At 58.3% G+C, this 16,357-nt stretch carries 14 protein-coding genes; 4 read left to right on the top strand and 10 right to left on the bottom strand.

Features of this window, described 5'->3' with window-relative positions:
• The coding region (locus RBH22_RS17520) for a transposase (RefSeq protein ID WP_306678658.1) at positions 1-450 on the bottom strand (450 nt) is incomplete at its 3' end.
• A 175-nt stretch (positions 451-625) separates the two neighbouring features.
• On the opposite strand from RBH22_RS17520, the gene aglF reads away from it, so the two are divergent.
• Together aglF and RBH22_RS17510 are read left to right on the top strand one after the other, a co-directional pair.
• Positions 626-1,387, top strand: a complete 762-nt coding sequence (gene aglF / locus RBH22_RS17515) for a UTP--glucose-1-phosphate uridylyltransferase AglF (protein WP_306678660.1) — start codon at positions 626-628, stop codon at positions 1,385-1,387.
• Between the two features lie 14 nt (positions 1,388-1,401).
• Positions 1,402-2,385 carry a GDP-mannose 4,6-dehydratase gene (locus tag RBH22_RS17510; RefSeq protein ID WP_306678655.1) on the top strand — a complete coding sequence of 328 codons (984 nt, stop codon included), beginning with the start codon at positions 1,402-1,404 and terminating at the stop codon, positions 2,383-2,385.
• A gap of 8 nt (positions 2,386-2,393) precedes the next feature.
• On the opposite strand, the gene RBH22_RS17505 is transcribed toward RBH22_RS17510, so the two are convergent.
• The 8 genes from RBH22_RS17505 to aglG all read right to left on the bottom strand — a co-directional run bounded on the left by RBH22_RS17505 (position 2,394) and on the right by aglG (position 11,573).
• Complete coding sequence (locus RBH22_RS17505) at positions 2,394-3,533, bottom strand: glycosyltransferase (RefSeq protein WP_306678652.1); 1,140 nt, start codon at positions 3,531-3,533, stop codon at positions 2,394-2,396.
• Positions 3,534-3,594: 61 nt separating this feature from the next.
• The gene (gene glmS, locus RBH22_RS17500; RefSeq protein ID WP_306678650.1) at positions 3,595-5,412 is read right to left on the bottom strand and encodes a glutamine--fructose-6-phosphate transaminase (isomerizing); all 1,818 of its coding nucleotides are present in this window, start codon (positions 5,410-5,412) and stop codon (positions 3,595-3,597) included.
• A 1-nt stretch (position 5,413) separates the two neighbouring features.
• On the bottom strand, positions 5,414-6,571 hold the full coding sequence (locus RBH22_RS17495) for a sugar phosphate nucleotidyltransferase (RefSeq protein WP_306678648.1): 1,158 nt from the start codon (positions 6,569-6,571) through the stop codon (positions 5,414-5,416).
• Between the two features lie 414 nt (positions 6,572-6,985).
• A complete protein-coding gene (locus RBH22_RS17490; protein WP_306678646.1) occupies positions 6,986-7,612 on the bottom strand; it encodes an archaellin/type IV pilin N-terminal domain-containing protein in 627 nt (208 codons plus the stop codon).
• A 9-nt stretch (positions 7,613-7,621) separates the two neighbouring features.
• Positions 7,622-8,287: an archaellin/type IV pilin N-terminal domain-containing protein gene (locus RBH22_RS17485; protein ID WP_306678644.1), complete on the bottom strand. Its 666-nt coding sequence runs from the start codon at positions 8,285-8,287 to the stop codon at positions 7,622-7,624.
• A 597-nt stretch (positions 8,288-8,884) separates the two neighbouring features.
• The gene (locus RBH22_RS17480; RefSeq protein ID WP_306678643.1) at positions 8,885-9,505 is read right to left on the bottom strand and encodes a hypothetical protein; all 621 of its coding nucleotides are present in this window, start codon (positions 9,503-9,505) and stop codon (positions 8,885-8,887) included.
• Positions 9,506-9,653: 148 nt separating this feature from the next.
• The gene (locus RBH22_RS17475; protein ID WP_306678641.1) at positions 9,654-10,607 is read right to left on the bottom strand and encodes an NAD-dependent epimerase/dehydratase family protein; all 954 of its coding nucleotides are present in this window, start codon (positions 10,605-10,607) and stop codon (positions 9,654-9,656) included.
• Positions 10,608-10,661: 54 nt separating this feature from the next.
• Positions 10,662-11,573 carry a glucosyl-dolichyl phosphate glucuronosyltransferase gene (gene aglG / locus RBH22_RS17470; protein ID WP_306678639.1) on the bottom strand — a complete coding sequence of 304 codons (912 nt, stop codon included), beginning with the start codon at positions 11,571-11,573 and terminating at the stop codon, positions 10,662-10,664.
• Positions 11,574-11,871: 298 nt separating this feature from the next.
• Here aglG and RBH22_RS17465 point away from each other — a divergent pair, with 298 nt between their 5' ends.
• Both RBH22_RS17465 and RBH22_RS17460 read left to right on the top strand, forming a co-directional pair.
• Positions 11,872-13,128: a transposase gene (locus tag RBH22_RS17465; protein ID WP_306678636.1), complete on the top strand. Its 1,257-nt coding sequence runs from the start codon at positions 11,872-11,874 to the stop codon at positions 13,126-13,128.
• A 116-nt stretch (positions 13,129-13,244) separates the two neighbouring features.
• Entirely contained in the window at positions 13,245-14,666 is a 1,422-nt protein-coding gene (locus RBH22_RS17460; protein WP_306678634.1) for an oligosaccharide flippase family protein, read from the top strand.
• Between the two features lie 120 nt (positions 14,667-14,786).
• Here the strand turns inward: RBH22_RS17460 and RBH22_RS17455 are convergent, their stop codons facing one another.
• Positions 14,787-16,166: an ATP-binding protein gene (locus RBH22_RS17455; RefSeq protein WP_306678631.1), complete on the bottom strand. Its 1,380-nt coding sequence runs from the start codon at positions 16,164-16,166 to the stop codon at positions 14,787-14,789.
• Positions 16,167-16,357 lie beyond the last annotated feature (191 nt).

Below are 16,357 nucleotides of genomic sequence, written 5' to 3'. Positions count from 1 at the left end.
CAGGCCACGCGAGCGCGACGGCTGGTCGCGCTCGCGGCCCTTGAGACCTGCTTTCACGTAGAATTCATCTATCTCGATGGGGCCTTCGAGCTGTAGTCGAGGCGCGTCCAGCGCTCGCAAAAAGCGCTGGACGCGCCGGTAGATCGTCTTGTATGAAACGTCAATATCTACGTCTAATTGCCTGAGACTTGTGTTGAAGCGGATGTAGGTGTAGACGGCGAGAAACCACTTTCTGAGCGCCACCGAAGAATGTTCGAAGATCGTGCCGGTCTGATCGTTGAACGTGCGGTCGCAATCCTTACAGAGATACCGCTGAAACACGCGATAGCTGCCGTACCGAATCACAGATTCGCCACGGCAGCGTGGGAAATAGACGCCGTCGCGCCAGCGAACCTGTTCCAGCAGGTTCGCGGCGCGACGCTCCGAGACGAACGTCTTGATAGGGAACATTGTTCGTCGGGTGACGCGGTCGCGTCACCCTTGCCCGCTGTGACTTCCAACTACTGCTGAGAACTCACCAACAATCCTCTACCCAAGAGCGAGAAGCTAACCCGCCTCACTTTTCGACCTTATCTGAACAGTGCCAGCAGAAGGTATTTTAATTGGACCGTTTCCAATTATAAATATGAAAGCTGTTGTCCTAGCCGCTGGGGAAGGAACTCGTCTTCGTCCCTTGACAGAAGACAAGCCGAAAGTATTGGTCGAGGTAGACGGCAAACCACTCATCGAGGACGTCTTTGACAACTTACTCGACATCGGTATCGACGGATTTGTCGTCGTCGTCGGCTACAAGAAAGAGAAGATAATGGAGCGCTACGGTGACGAGTATAGAGGTCGCCCAATTACCTATGCGCACCAACGGGAACAACTGGGCCTCGCACACGCTCTTCTCCAAGCCGAGCCACACATCGACGACGATTTCGTGTTGATGCTCGGAGACAACGTCTTCCGAGGCAATCTCGGTGATGTCGTCAACCGGCAGCAGGAAGATCGTGCCGACGCGGCCTTCCTCGTCGAAGAAGTCCCGATGGAAGACGCTTCACGGTACGGCGTCTGCGACACCAACGAGTATGGTGAGATCCAGCGCGTGGTAGAGAAACCCGACGATCCACCGTCAAACCTCGTAATGACCGGCTTCTACACGTTCACTCCGGCCATCTTCCACGCGTGCCATCTCGTCCAGCCCTCTGATCGCGGCGAGTACGAACTCCCGGATGCGATCGATCTCTTGATCCAGTCCGGACGAACCATCGACGCAATTCGTTTAGATGGCTGGCGTATCGACGTTGGATTCCCAGAAGACCGCGATCGGGCTGAAGATCGCTTACCGGAGGCTCAACTACAGACGGCCTCGGAACCGGAACCGGAAGCGACAAACGAACCCTAATCGAACCTGGCCATATGCAAGTTCTCGTCACGGGCGGTGCGGGGTTCATCGGTTCGAATCTCGCGGAAGGACTCCTCCGAAAGGGACATCAGGTCGTCGTTCTCGACAAATTCGATCCATACTACGACCTCGGGATCAAAGAACACAATCTCGATGTCTGTCGTTGGGTGGGCGACGAACGTTTCGAATTTGTCGAAGGCGCGACGACTGACGACGAACTCGTTGAGGAAATTATCGCGGGACACGATGTTGACGTCATTTTTCACGAAGCGTCGAAGGCTGGTGTCCGCACTAGCGTCGAACAGCCAAAAGCTTACAACGAAAACAACATCGACGGAATCGTAACTGTCCTCGAAGCGGCTGCAGACCACGGCGTCGAACGCGTTGTGAACGCCTCGTCATCCTCTGTGTACGGTGTCCCAGAGTACCTTCCGTACGACGAGGAGCACCCGAACCACCCAAAAAGCCCCTATGCGGTCACAAAGCTCGCAGCCGAACACTACTGCAACATCTACAACGACCTTCGGGATATTGCAACAGTGAATCTCCGCTACTTCACGGTTTATGGGCCTCGTATGCGTCCGAATATGGCGATCTCGAACTTCGTCTCACGCTGTTTGAACGACGAGCCACCGATCATCTACGGCGATGGCCAGCAAACCCGGGACTTCACGTACATCGACGATATTGTCGAGGCGAACCTCGAGTTGTTAGAAACCGATGCTGCAGACGGTGAGGCGATGAACATCGGTTCAAGCGACAACATTTCGATCCGCGAACTCGCCGAGTACGTTGTCGAAGAGACCGACGCCGACGTTGATATCGTCCACGAAGACGCGAAAGACGCCGATGCTCGTCACACGTATGCGGATGTTTCGAAGGCCGGCGAACTCATCGATTACGAACCGAGCACGGATATTCGGGAGGGCGTCGCCAATTTCATCGACTGGTACAAAGCGAACCGCGAGTGGTACGAGCCGCTCGTGCGAAGTTCATAGACAGCCAGTCAGTGCTCTACCTCTGATAGTAACTCTCGATACCGAGCCTGTGCTGCACTGAAGCTGTACTCGTCTTCGATCAACGCCCGGCCACGATCGCTTACGCTCGCAAGTGCAGTATCCGTCGAGATGATGTCCTCGATATCGTGGAAAATTGCCTCTGCCTCTCGGTCGCGCATCAGAAATCCAGTTTCGTCCTCTTTCACGACGTCGGGGACTCCCGAGACTGGCGTTGCATAGACTGGTGTTCCACACGCGAGCGATTCCAGTATCGTCGTCGGCAAGCCTTCCGTTGGATGCGAAGGCATCACGAGCAGCTTCATCCGATTCAACTCGATAGGAACGTCTTTGTGATCGACCCACCCGGCGAGTTCGACAGCTCCGGTCTCGATCTCCTCTGATAGTTCGGACGCGAGCCACTCGTACAGTGGTCCGTCTCCGACGAAGCGGAACGTGACGCCTTCCGGAAGCCGCTTTGCAACCTCAGCCAGTTCGCGGATCCCTTTCTCTTCGTCGAGACGCCCCACAAAGCCAACGACGTCATCGCGATCGCCGAATGGAGTCGTTACCGAGAAGCGTTCTGTGTCGACGTACCGTGCACCGTGTGGATACACCCGGTCTGAATCTGGATCCGCCCCGAGCTCCCGGGCCATATTTGGGGTGTACGTCACGACACGATGAGCCGCGGCAAATCCCACGGATTCGAGGAGACTCACAGATCCTGCCAGACCCCACGCGACGGCCGACGGTAGTCTTTGTTCCCAGTTGAGGCGGAGCGTTAGGGGAACGTCGCCACGAGGTTCAACGAGCACTGTCTTCCCAACCGCACGCGCGAACAGAATCGGCAGGAGATAGGAGGTAGCTCCAAAAAACAGCACGACGGGCTCGCGTCGCCGCCGAAGCACCAGACACATCCGAATCTGATTCAGTACGAATCGGAGTGCTGCAACGAGGATGTGATCGCCGGCCCCCTTCGAGGTGAGTTCGATCACGTCCCGCGTGTCACGGATCGACGACTCCTCGGGGAGATCAGCAGTAACTAAACTGACGGGACCAATGGAAGCCAGAATATCTAGCAACGTCCGCGTCGCATTCTCTCCTGCTGCACTCAGCGGATGCGTGACGACACAAACTCCCCTGTCGGACATATACTGAAACCTTCTAAGGGTGAAATATAGAAGTGACGAGACTACGTTACTGTAGCAGCCACTACTCTACGGTCACACTCTTCGCTAGGTTTCGTGGCTTGTCGATAGCTCGACCCTTCAGATTCGCCACGTGGTAGCTGAACAACTGGAAGTAGACGTTCGCCACGAGCGGCTCTAGCTCGCCCAGTTCGGGCACCCAAAACACCTCCTCGGCGAATTTCTCAGCATCTCCTATCGTGTCAGAGGCACATCCGATCACGGGTGCGCCCCGAGACTCAACCTCTTTAACGTTATTCAGCGTCTCGTCAGCGTTGGCCCCCTCAGTCAACACGGCCAGCACAGGCGTCTCAGATGTCACAAGCGCCAGCGGCCCGTGCTTTAGTTCCCCCGCAGGGAACCCTTCGGCGTGATCGTACGAAATCTCTTTCAGCTTCAGCGCTCCCTCTAACGCAACTGGAGCCCCTAACCATCGCCCGATGAAGAAGAACGCGTCGCCGTCGGCGTACTCTTCTGCTGCCAGACGCACCTGCTCCTCGTTATCCAACACCTGTTGTACGGCCCCTGGCAAGCCACGGACGTCGGACAGCAACTCCTGGGCGTCCGCCGTCGAAATCGTTCCGCGCTGCCGACTCACGTGGACTGCCACTAGCGTCAGTGTTGCCACCTGTGAACAGAACGTTTTCGTCGCGGCGACGCCGATTTCCGGGCCAGCGCGGATGAACACTGTGTCGTCTACCAGTCGGGTCACCGTGCTCCCGAGTGTGTTCGTCACTGCGAGCGTCCGTGCGCCGGCGCGCTTGGCCCGCTTGAGTGCGGACAGCGTATCGGCTGTCTCGCCGCTCTGCGTGACGGCCACCACGAGGGTCCGCCACGGGTCGCGTCCGCCGTCGAATTCGTACTCCGAGGCGACCTCCACAGAGGTGCGAACGTCGGCGTGCTCCTCGAACAGTTTTGCAGCATAGAGTCCCGCGTGATACGACGTCCCGCAGGCGATGAACTGCACTTCCTCCAGCGAGTTCAGGTATTCTTTCGGGAGGTCGATCTCTAAGTCTACCTCTCCTTTCATCTCATCGACCCGACCTGAAATCGCCTGGCGAAGCGCCGTCGGCTGCTCGTGGATCTCCTTGAGCATATAGTGCTCGTAGCCGCCTTTCTCAGCCGCTTCGGCGTCCCAGTCGACCTCCTGCACCGCACGTGAGACTTCCTCGCCGTCGACGTACACCGTCGCGCCCTCTTCGGTGATATGAATCACGTCACCTTCTTCCGGATAGCTCACGCGCCGGGTGTGTTCGACGAACGCGGGGACGTCGCTCGCGAGGAATGTCCCGTGGTCGGCGAATCCAAGCACGAGCGGGTTGCCGCGTCGCGTCGCGACGATGCCATCGCGGCCCGCGACGACGACGCCGAGCGCGTAGTTCCCTTCGAGCCGATTGACGACGCTCGAAACCACGTCGACGAGGTCACGCTCGGGTTCCAGTTCCTCTTCGACGAGGTGCGGGACGACCTCTGTGTCGGTATCGCTCGTGAACTCGTGACCGCGTGCTTCGAGCTCCTCCCGCAGCGTATCGTAGTTCTCGATGATCCCGTTGTGGACGACCGCGACGTCGCCCGATTCGTTCGTGTGCGGATGAGCGTTCACGTCCGTGGGCTCGCCGTGCGTCGACCACCGCGTGTGGCCGATTCCCATCGTCGCCGTCGAACTGTCCGGCAGAATTTCGGTGAGTGCCGAGAGTTCGCCCTCCTTCTTGTAGACGTCTAAGCTCCCACCACCGAGGGCAACTCCCGCCGAGTCGTAACCGCGGTATTCGAGGTTCGAGAGCCCGTCTCTCAGGATCGGCAATGCGTCTTCCCGACCGACGTATCCGATGATTCCACACATCTTATCCCCTCCGCACGACCGCGTCGTGTTCGATCCGCCCGCTCACGTGACACCCCGATTCGACGGTTGTCTGATTGCCGAGCACGGTTCCCGGCGAAAGCGTAACGCCACCGCCGAGCGACCCGTTGTCGCCCACGACACCGCCCAGGCGTACCTGCTCGTACACGTCGTTGTCGACGACGACGTTCGTCTCGCCACCTTCGACCGTCGCGTTCGGCCCGATAGAGGCGTTCTCACCGACGATACAGTCGCGAACGACCGCGCCGTCACCGATCCGCGCATCCGGAAGTACGACCGCGTTCGCGACGACGGCGTTCGATCCGATCACCACGTTGTCGCCGAGTGACGTGCCGGGTAACACTGTCGCCCCCGGTCGGATGCGAACGTCGGATCCGAGCGACGTCTGGTCGACGACCGTCACTCGTTCGTGGATCGCGGCTGTCGATGATTCAGATGGTTCGAGCCGGTCGAGCACACGACCGTTGACCGAGAGCACGTCCCAGAGGTGAGAGACGTCGAGCCAGAGCCCGTCGAACGGGACAGCACGCAGCCCGTCACGGCGTTCACGGAGCGCGGTCGTGATCCCAAGCTCGCCTTCGGCCTCCGCAGACCGCAAATCCTCGAAGATCGAGTCGTCGAGTCCGTACACGCCGGCGTTGATGTAATCGGTCTGTACGGTGTACGCTGGCGGTTTCTCCTCGATAGAACGAACCGTCCGACCTTCGAGTTCGACCACGCCGTAGTTTTCGGGGTGCTCGTGGCGTGTCACAGCGATGATGGACTTTCCCGTGCTGCGTCGTTCGTCCATAACCGCCGAAATCGCGCTCGGTTCGACGATCCGGTCGCCGTTGAGCGCGATGAACTCGCCTTCGACCTGTGATTCGGCTTGCAAGAGCCCGTGGCCGGTTCCGAGTTGCGTCTTCTGGACGGCGTACTCGATATCGACGTCCCAGTCGTCACCGTCACCGAAGTAACTCTGAATCCGTTCGCGCTTGTAGCCCACGACGAACACGAATTCCTCGATACCCGCCTCGCGTGCGGCTTCGAGGACGTGTTCAAGAAGGGGCTGGTTACCGATGGGGATCATCGGCTTCGGCCGCGTCCGCGTGAGCGGCCTGAGTCGCGTCCCCTCGCCGGCGGCGAGGACAACTGCCTTCATACTCTTGGTATTACAATACGAGGGGTTCAATATTTTGGTCGCATCACAAAGCGGTCTGGAGTATGTTCGCTCGAGTCAGAGCGCAAGTCTAGACGCCTATGCGAGGAGTAAATTCCTGTGCAACAAGCACACAAAGTATTGATCTTGTAAATTATAGAAGGGTTTAACGCGGACCTAAAATTCAAGAATATTTTTCGACACGACCAATTCTTTGCGAACTTTGCCAGAGATGTCTTTCTGACACAGCCATCAGTGTCTATGCCAGGCCGTTGAATCCGTGAACCGCTCTGTATCCTGACTTCACACTCAATAAACACAGTGATGGACATTGTGGATAAAAAACAAGCTCCTAACCGCTCGCGGCGTGAGTGAAAATGAAAGTCGCTCGTCGCCAACTCGAGATGCAGACCTGTTTTAGAGCTTGACCGGCTCCTTGACGTCTTTCCCTGCGAGTTGCTGGGGCATCGTCAGGATGACCGTTGTCGTCCCACCGGTTTGACTCGTGATGTCGAGCTGGACCTGTGTACCAGTTTTGAGGCCAACGTACTGGTCGCCTCCTTTGATCGCAGAGGCGTTGATAGTCACCTCGTAACGGTCACCGCCAGAGTTGAGGACACCGAACGAGTCGTCCTCGTCGGTCCCCTCAACCTTAGTGAGGTTGAAGTACGTTTCATTTCCTGCAGGGTTGTCGTAGCTGTCTGTGCTGTTGACTAGCGTTGTGACGTTGGTATCACTGAGATACTTAATCGACGTGGTGTCCATATCGACAGCACTTGAACCAGCGGCCAGTCGGACTGTCAAAGTTATATTCGAGATTGTGTCATCATTCCCAACCGTTCCGTGCTGATTGACGACCTCAACTCTGTTCGTCACCTTGTCAACGCTCTCTTGACCTGCATCCTCCGCCGTTGCTTGGAGGAAGCCAGCCGTGTTCACGAGGACGCCCGCCGCGATCGCGGCGACGAGAACCATCGCAATGAACACAATGAGCGTACCGATACCGACCTGACCACGTTCGTCTTGATTGAATAGGTCTAACATTGTCTTACCTTAGAGTGGGATGGGGTCGTTTTCATCTTGGCCTGCAAGCTGTTGCGGCATCGTCATAATCACCTGGGTAGATCCACCAGACCGGCTGGTAATCTCGAGGTCGACGGTGTCACCCGTTTTGAGTCCCCCGGTTCCACCCTCGACGACCGAGGTGTTGATCACGATTTCGAATCGGTCGGCCTGACTATTCACCACCGGGAAGGAGCTGTCCCCGTCGTCGTCCAGCGCGTAAGCGGTGTATTCCGTCGAATTGAGCCCGGAGTTATTTGCATCAAGGCTGGTCGCATTTGTTTTCTCGTGAGCACCGGTTTTTGAGGTGTTTTTGAACACGAGATTTTTGGCTTCTGTCCCACTCACATACTTTATTGTGGTGTCTTGAAGCGAAACTCCTCCAGACCCAGCTGCGAGCCGAATTGTCAGGTTCAGACTATCAATTTTCATTTCACTGCCACTTGCATTCACTAATCCGTGCGTACTCACGACGTCGAGCCTATTCGTCACCTTGTCGACACTCTCCTGTCCGGCGTCCTCCGCAGTCGCCTGGAGGAACCCGGCCGTGTTCACGAGGACACCCGCCGCAATTGCAGCGACGAGAACCATCGCGATGAACACGATGAGCGTACCAATACCGACCTGACCACGGTCGGCGTCGTCTTGTTCGAACATATGTATGTTGTCTCCAGTCTGGCCCCAAATCCTCCTGCAGGAAGTGGAACCATTCGATTCACCCTTCCAACAGGTGCTACATAAGGGTGAGGGGCAGAATATCAGATCTGATTTTGGTGGGTTAGTCGGATCCGAAAGCACTCTCTACTAAGATGCTTATGGCCCGTCCTAAAGCCAATCCGTCGTCTGATCCAGTGTCGCGCTTCCGGCGTTCCCATCGTCGATACTAATCGAGGGTGGTGTACGCGTAGCCATTATGTTGGGGCCGGTGGGGACATCACACGAGACTTTTTCACTGCCGAGGACGACGGGCGCTTCCAGTTTCCGGTTTGGGACGTTATGCTGGATTCGGCGGAGTTTGGTTGGCGGTGCTGTCCGGAGTCGCAAGGGATAATCGAATGCTGGTGGATGTTGGGACATCGCGTGTCAGTCACTGCTGATTTAATGATGACAGTTCGTCGCCTTGGAGATCCTCAACAGTGAAGGGGCGAAGTCGAAAGCCTGTGCGAGCCTCCACGCGCGATCAGTCAGCCGGACTGTATGACAAAGCACGGGCATTGTGCTGCCAACGAACATCCAGCAGACATAACCGGATGATCACGGCTCGTCAAGAGCGGCTTTGCACGCTTTCGCCCACGTTCCAAACTCCCGATAGTATGGGGTTCGCGAGAAGCGCCCGCGTTCTCTGAGATCACGCTGGGTTGGTTGACGGTCCAATTCATCAGCAAGGCGCCGGATTTCATCTTTTAATTCGGACCGCCCGACGGCGTTGCCTTGACCGCCGGTGTTCGGTTCAAGACCGGCGGCACGAATAGCGTCAGACCAACTGTCCCATCGATCTCGATAGGGGCTCCGTGAGTACTGTCCATACGACGAAAGCTCGGACACTGATGGGGATTTTTCCAAATTAACGGCCAACCGGCGCAGCTCCAAGAGCAGTTCTGCGCGGAACTGATCCTCGCTGTCTCCGTCAAACAATTCATCGATCTGCAGACGAAACGCTTCATCCGTAATCCCGTGGTACCGCTCTGCCTCGAGACGCTCAGCACTGAAGCCTGCGTCTTCAAGTGCTGCCTCCCACGATCCATACTCGTCGATGAACTGTGCTGGGTCGTGTCCCCCCTTGCCAACCATCGCTGCACGCGTAGGAACGCGGCCAAGCTCACGTTCCAACCGTTGGAGCTCACTCCGTAAGACCGAACGCAAATCCTTCGACATAGCTGCTGGACTGTTCAGACCTTGATCGACACACTGCTAAAACTATGGGGTTCAGCGTCAACCGCTTGAGAGTCACGTGTCGAGACACCCTGCTGGCTCTGCCTGCCTGTAGACTCCCGGGCTATATATTGGGCCAACAAGCGGACTACTATGTGGCGTTTCGTAGCGCCCGACGAACGGAACCTTCGACGGTGTACTCGGTTTCGAATCCAAGCCGATCGTATGCAGCGGAGGTGTCGACGGTGAAGTCAGGACCTGTCGGCTGACTCGCACGCGGGTCCTCCACGTATTCGATCTCCGGCTCGTAACCTTGTTCCTCCTGACAGACGCGCTGGATCAGTTCCGCGACATCGATGACGCTCAACTGCTCACCGCTCGCAAGCGGGATGTCTGTAGCGCCGTTATCTCCGTCCAGCAGGGCCGAAACGGAGTGCCGGTACGCGCGGGCGACATCCTTCACGTGGATGAAATCGAACGTCTGCGTTCCAGGCCGGTGGACCGTCAGTGGCTTTGATTCGAGCGCTCGGCGGATGAAGATGTTGATCACCGTCTCTTTGCCGATAGTTGCGTCTCCGAACTCGTGCGTCCCATAGAGGTTCGCAGTAAGGAACAACTGTGCGGGGAACGCACCGCGGGCGAGATCGTGGATGTCGTCCTCGTTCATCTTCTTCGTCAGGCCGTAGAGACTCACCGGATCCCGCGGGTGTTCCGCTCCGATCGGGAACTCGACTGGTTCGCCGATCACAGCCATACTGGAGGCAAAAGCCAGCGGAATCCCGTGTTTGCGGCAGTACCACGCGAGGTTCTCCGTCCCCTGAACGTTGACCGAGAACGCACGGTCGGGATCGCTTGTACAATCCGGAATCCCGCTGATCGCCGCGAGGTGACAGACCGCGTCGACATCCGACAGCGCTGTCTCCAGTCGCTCCTCGTCGCGAATGTCGAGTTCGACGAACTGTGCGTCCGGGAACGTCGAGGTCTGGTGTCCAGATAGATCGTCGATCGCAACTACGTCAGCGCCCGCATCGAGAAATTCGCGGACCACCCGCGAGCCGATGTAGCCGCCGGCCCCCGTGACCGCAATCCGTCGAGAATCGAGCATACCCGCAGTTTTCGGGGCACGGACATACCTTCTTCGAGAGAGTCGCTCCCACACCTACGTAACGAGCGCGTAGAGGAACCCGAGTCCGACTGCCGCAGTGAGGACGACGGCGAATAGCCCTTTCTTCGCACTCGCAACCGACCGATCCCGAACTGTCTCGATAGCGTAGCCGGGCAAGCCCTCGAACAGCAGATACGAGAGGAATGCCCCCTCCTCACCGCCGGCGTCGTCGATGAGTTCCTCGAGGACGCGCTTCGAGTAGCCCTGCCAGAACGCCCGCTCGAGAAGCCACCGCGGGTCGGTCCGATACTCGAACACCTTGTGCTCGACGACGGCATCGGGATTGTACCAGACGCGTTCCCCGAATGCCTCGTACATTCGCGCCGACAACTCCGTCTCCTCGCCCTGAATCTGCCTGTCGCCGTGGCGGCCCAGGTTGGGGTCGAAGTCGCCGACTTCCTCGAACACGTCGCGTTTGAACGAAATGTTCGAGCCGAACGTGTTCCTGACTTCGCGTTCGTCTTCCGGGAAGCCCCGGTGAGTGACGCCGACGAGCCAGTAGAACTCCGGCGGGAGCCACTCGGGTTCGCCGGCGACCCATCGCGGGGCCATCCGGCCACCGGCCGCAATCGCGTCCCGGCGTTCGTACGTGTCGACCAGTTCTGCGAGCCAGTCGTCTCTGGCAACGGCGTCGTCGTCGAGGAACGCCACGACGTCACCGCTGCTCCGTTCGATCCCGGCGTTCCGGCTCCGCGAGAGCCCCATATTCGAGTCGTTACAGTGGAGAACGACCTCGTCGACGTCGCCATACTCGCTCTGCACCCGTTCATAGAGCTCGTCGCTCCCGTCGATCACGACCACAACTTCCACGTCGTCGTACGTCTGCGCCAGCACGCTCTCGATCGCGTCGCGGAGGTCATCGTACTGGTCCGGATCGTACGCGCAGACGACGACGGAGACATCCATCGGCCGATCGATACCAACGAACTACCGTAAGGATTGTGTATCGATACATTTGGCATCGATTACGGAACGCGCCGGCTTCTCGTTTGGGACGGCTTATAGAGATTCGAGGCGAACACCCCCGCCTTCCCGTGAGGGACGAGCGTTCCGACACCTGTTGTCGGAACCGAGGACTGAACAGGCGGGGGATGAAGCCGACACGGTGAGTAACAGACCACCGAGTGACTGCTCGGCAGGGTATTCCACGGTTAACCGACACTATTAACACTATTCTACTCATAACTGATTATGAAACAGGACGATGCTGGAGACGACCCGTACCTACGTCGCCAAAATCACGAACCACCAGCAGGTTCGTGACGACCTCGATGCGTGCGGGTTTGCAGCATCGAAACTGTGGAACATCGGACGCTACTACATCCAACAACGGTGGGACGACGACGGTGAGATTCCTGACGAGAAGGAATTGAAATCAGAGTTGAAAGACCACGAACGCTACAGTGACCTCCATTCGCAGTCAAGTCAGCGAGTTCTCGAAGAACTTGCTGAGGCGTTCACGGGTTGGTACAACTCCGACGACGGCAACAACCCGCCGGGCTACCGGAAACGTGGCGACCGACACCCACGCTCGACTGTGACGTGGAAACAGAAAGGCATCAAACACGACGACAAACACGGGCAGGTTCGCCTTTCGAAAGGCTGGAACCTGAAAGACGGGCGCTCAGACTTCATCCTCGCGGAATACGAGACGCGACCGGACGTGACTGTTGAGAACATCCAGCAGGTCCGGGCAGTCTGGAATGGCGACCGATGGGAAGTACATCTCGTCTGTGAGAAAGCAATTCCCGTCGAAGACGCGCCCGGCGACGACACTGCCGGAATCGACCTCGGTATCAGCAACTACCTCGCTATCGACTACGAGGACGGTCCAAGCGAGTTGTACCCCGGCAACCGGCTGAAACAGGACAAGCACTATTTCACCCGTGAAGAATACCAGACTGAGGGTGAGAACGGCCCATCAAAGCGGGCGCGTCGTGCCCGCCGGAAACTCTCTCGCCGGAATGACCACTTCTTGCACACCCTCTCGAAACACATCGTTGAACGATGTATCGAGGAAGAAACCGGCACGATAGCCGTGGGCGACCTGAGTGATATTCGAGAGAACGACGACGGCGACTCACGAGACTGGGGCCAGCGTGGAAACAAGAAGCTTCACGGGTGGGAGTTCGACCGCTTCACGCGCCTGCTGGAATACAAAGCCGAAGCACATGGGATACTGGTTGACCGTGTGGACGAGGAAAACACCTCGAAAACCTGCTCCTGTTGTGGACAGATTCGAGACGCTAACCGCGTCGAGCGTGGCCTGTATGTCTGTAACTCGTGTGCAACGACGATGAACGCAGACGTGAACGGTGCAGTGAATATCCGCCGAAAGATAACTCAAACTCCCCCAACCGGGGATATGAGTAACGGCTGCTTGGCACAGCCCGGAGTCTACCTGTTCGATACAACTACGGGTGCATTCCACCCACAAGAGCAGGCAGACTGCAAACCCTAATATCCCAATGCTCGGGATTCACCCCGCCTTCAGGCGGGTGAGGATGTCAACCGTCTCGGACGTCGTACGTCTGCTGTGAATCGCAAGCGACGCCACGCGCGTTTCCGTCCCCAACGATGAGAATCGGCCAGACCTCTTTCGTCGTCTTCGCCTCGAAGCTCCTCGGTTCGGCACTGGGATTCGTTGCGACCCTCTATTTCGCACGAACCCTCGGGGCCGCCGTACTGGGGCAGTACGCCCTCGTGCTCGCGATCGTGGCGTGGCTCTCCCTAGCTGGAAATCTCGGCATCTCCGGGGCGATCACCAAGCGAATGAGCGAGGGGACAGACACGCCCGCGTACGCGACTGCCGGTGCACTCGTCGTCGCGGCGCTCGGCCTCGCACTCGGTGCGCTCGTGCTCCTCTTCGATGAAGCCGTGAACGCGTACGTCGGCGAGCCGGTCGCACCGCTGGTCGTCGCACTCTTGCTGTTGGGACTGTTTCAATCGCTCACGAACTCGGCACTGCAGGGCGAGCGGAAAGTCCACCTCACGGGGCTTCTCAGCCCCGTCGGGATCGCCGTCCGCAGCGTCATCCAGATCGCGCTGGTCTTCGTCGGGCTCGAATTGGTCGGGATGATCGCGGGCTACGCCATCGCAAACTTCCTCGTCGCCGTCGTCGGCCTCGCGCTGCTTTCGGTGGGTGTCGCCCGTCCGACTCGCGAGCATTTCGAGTCACTCTACGAGTACGCGAGGTTCTCGTGGATCGGCGGCCTCCAGTCGCGGTCGTTCAACGACGTCGACGTGTTGCTCCTGGGTGTGTTCGTCCAGTCGTCGCTCGTCGGCGTCTACTCGGCGGCCTGGAGCATCGCGAAGTTTCTCACGCTATTCGACTCGGCGGTGAGTTCGACGCTCTTCCCGGAACTCAGCCGCGCCGACGCGGAAGGCAACAGAGAATCCGTCGCCGGGCTCGTCGAGGATTCGCTGACGTACGGGGGGCTCATCCTGATCCCCGGTCTCTTCGGCGGGTTCTTGCTCGGCGAACGGCTGCTCCGTATTTACGGTCCGGAGTTCGTTCAGGGCGCGGCCGTCCTCTGGATCCTGATTCTTGCGACGCTGCTCTACGGGTATCAGAAGCAACTCCTGAACGCGTTGAACGGCATCGATCGTCCGCGGGTTGCATTCCGGATCAACGCGGCGTTCATCGCGGCGAACGTCGTCCTGAACGTCGCGTTGATATCCGCGCTGGGCGTCGTCGGCGCGGCGGTGGCGACAACCGCGTCCGCAGCGCTCGGCGTCGTCCTCGCAGTCTCCGCCTTACGCTCGGAAGTCCACTTCACGATCCCGTACGGGGAAATCGCTCGGCAGTTCGTCGCCGCCGTAGCGATGGCGGCCGTCGTCGTCGGGTCCGAGACGATTCTGGAAACGGCGACGAGTCTCAATCACAACTTCGCGACGGTGGTTCTCCTCGTGGCCGTCGGCGCGACGGTGTACTTCCTCTCGCTGTTCGGCCTCTCCGCGCAGTTCCGAGCGACGGTGATCGAAAATAGTCCACTGTGACTTCCTGAAATCTCGTGATGGGATTTTCCGGGTTCATACGGAGGCCAACAGCCGCATAAGTTGCTGCGTCGACGAGAATCAGTTCGGCAATGAGGTTCGCTTGAGGGAAGAGTGCAGGCACTATGGGGCGTCGAAGATGGCTTCGAGATCCCGCACGGAGAACAGATGCACATCCGATCGGTCCGCGGTCTGTGCCTTGATCTCGTCTGTGAATCCAGATCGCGAAAACAGTGCGTACTCGACCGTCCGATCTCCAGTATGCCATCGAACCTCCGGTGTTAGGGCTTCGAGATCCGTCAGAAGCCCCGTACCCACGGGATCGTTCGTCCATTTACACTCGCCCAGCAGCAGTGTGTCCGTCTGTGAGTTCAGTCCGACGACATCGATTTCCGCACCATCGTACCACCAGCGGCCGACACGATCGCACGCAACCGGGAACGCACTCGTCGCGACGGCCTGCTGACAGATGTTCTCGAAGGTCTGACTCGTGTGTGTTGGTAATGCCTCCTCGATCGACCGACGGACTGGGGCCGTCCGTCCCTGTTCGAGGACGCCGCGATTCGGCGCAACGAATCGGAACCAAAAGCGGAGAAAGTCATCGGCGATTCGATAGACACCGCGGCCGTCGGGGTCGGTGATCGGGGTCTCTCGAACCACGAGCGCAAGTTTCGAGAGATTCTTGAGATACCGAGAGATGCTACTGGCGTCTTTGCCGATCTCGGTGGCGATTTCCGTCACCCGGGTCGAACCGCCTGCGATCGCTTCGAGGATCGCCATATACGTCGCCGGCTCCCGGAGTTCCTGTCGTAGCAGAAACTCCGGTTCCTCGTAGAGAAATTCTCCTTTCGAGAGCACGTGCGATTCGATGTTCGACAGCAGCGAGGCGTCGGGCTCGAACTGTTCGAGGTATGCGGGAACCCCACCGAGGACGCTGTAGGCCTCGATCTGCGTCTCGATATCGTAGTCGCCGAAAAACGCCCGCGCATCAGCGAACGAGAGCGGAGTGAGTTCCCACTGTCCGGTTCGACGGCCGTAGAGTGGACTCTCGTAGCTCAACACCCCTTCTTCCATCATCGAGATCGACGATCCGAGGAGGACAAGCGAAATCTCCGTGCCATCGAGGACGTCGTCAACAATCGTCTGAAACACTGATGGGATCGATTCGTCTTCCGCAACGAGATACGAGAACTCATCAAGCGCGACGATGCAGGCGTCGTCGACGCGGTTCGAGAGATATCGGAACGCATCGACAAAGCCGTCGACGGCAGGGATGACGTCGTCGAACTGATCGGCACATTGGGCAGCAAACTGTTCCGCATTAGGTGCGGTTCCACGCTGGTCACAGAGGTAATACACTGATTTCGTGTCGATCGCATCCAGTGCGGTCGTCGCCAGCGTTGTCTTCCCGACTCGACGGCGACCATACAGAACGAGCAACTGACGGTCGTCCCGAGCAAGATGTGAGCGCAACCAGCCCAGTTCCGCACCTCGGTCGATCATTATGCACACGATAATATTATCGCGTGCATAATAACTGTTCCCAGGATTATCCGCCGAGCGATTACTCGCCCACGATCCTAAAGGACGGAGACCCTCGGGTATCGATTTTCACCGACGATTTCGACGGTACCGTTGAACGAACGGATCCCGGGGGCCTGTGAACATCCGAAACTGACCGGGCAGATCGATCT

Origin of the sequence: Halobellus sp. H-GB7 (assembly GCF_030848585.1) — an archaeon.
Taxonomy (GTDB): domain Archaea; phylum Halobacteriota; class Halobacteria; order Halobacteriales; family Haloferacaceae; genus Haloquadratum; species Haloquadratum inordinatus.
Note: the sequence above shows the minus strand (reverse complement) of the source record. Positions and strands in the feature narration are given on the sequence as shown.

Excerpts from the sequence above, each read along its gene's own strand:
- RBH22_RS17505 (WP_306678652.1), bottom strand. The coding sequence starts at position 3,533 with ATGTCCGACAGGGGAGTTTGTGTCGTCACGCATCCGCTGAGTGCAGCA.
- RBH22_RS17485 (WP_306678644.1), bottom strand. The coding sequence starts at position 8,287 with ATGTTCGAACAAGACGACGCCGACCGTGGTCAGGTCGGTATTGGTACG.
- RBH22_RS17490 (WP_306678646.1), bottom strand. The coding sequence starts at position 7,612 with ATGTTAGACCTATTCAATCAAGACGAACGTGGTCAGGTCGGTATCGGT.
- aglF (WP_306678660.1), top strand. The coding sequence starts at position 626 with ATGAAAGCTGTTGTCCTAGCCGCTGGGGAAGGAACTCGTCTTCGTCCC.
- RBH22_RS17460 (WP_306678634.1), top strand. The coding sequence starts at position 13,245 with ATGAGAATCGGCCAGACCTCTTTCGTCGTCTTCGCCTCGAAGCTCCTC.
- glmS (WP_306678650.1), bottom strand. The coding sequence starts at position 5,412 with ATGTGTGGAATCATCGGATACGTCGGTCGGGAAGACGCATTGCCGATC.
- RBH22_RS17480 (WP_306678643.1), bottom strand. The coding sequence starts at position 9,505 with ATGTCGAAGGATTTGCGTTCGGTCTTACGGAGTGAGCTCCAACGGTTG.
- RBH22_RS17455 (WP_306678631.1), bottom strand. The coding sequence starts at position 16,166 with ATGATCGACCGAGGTGCGGAACTGGGCTGGTTGCGCTCACATCTTGCT.
- RBH22_RS17475 (WP_306678641.1), bottom strand. The coding sequence starts at position 10,607 with ATGCTCGATTCTCGACGGATTGCGGTCACGGGGGCCGGCGGCTACATC.
- aglG (WP_306678639.1), bottom strand. The coding sequence starts at position 11,573 with ATGGATGTCTCCGTCGTCGTCTGCGCGTACGATCCGGACCAGTACGAT.
- RBH22_RS17465 (WP_306678636.1), top strand. The coding sequence starts at position 11,872 with ATGCTGGAGACGACCCGTACCTACGTCGCCAAAATCACGAACCACCAG.
- RBH22_RS17510 (WP_306678655.1), top strand. The coding sequence starts at position 1,402 with ATGCAAGTTCTCGTCACGGGCGGTGCGGGGTTCATCGGTTCGAATCTC.
- RBH22_RS17495 (WP_306678648.1), bottom strand. The coding sequence starts at position 6,571 with ATGAAGGCAGTTGTCCTCGCCGCCGGCGAGGGGACGCGACTCAGGCCG.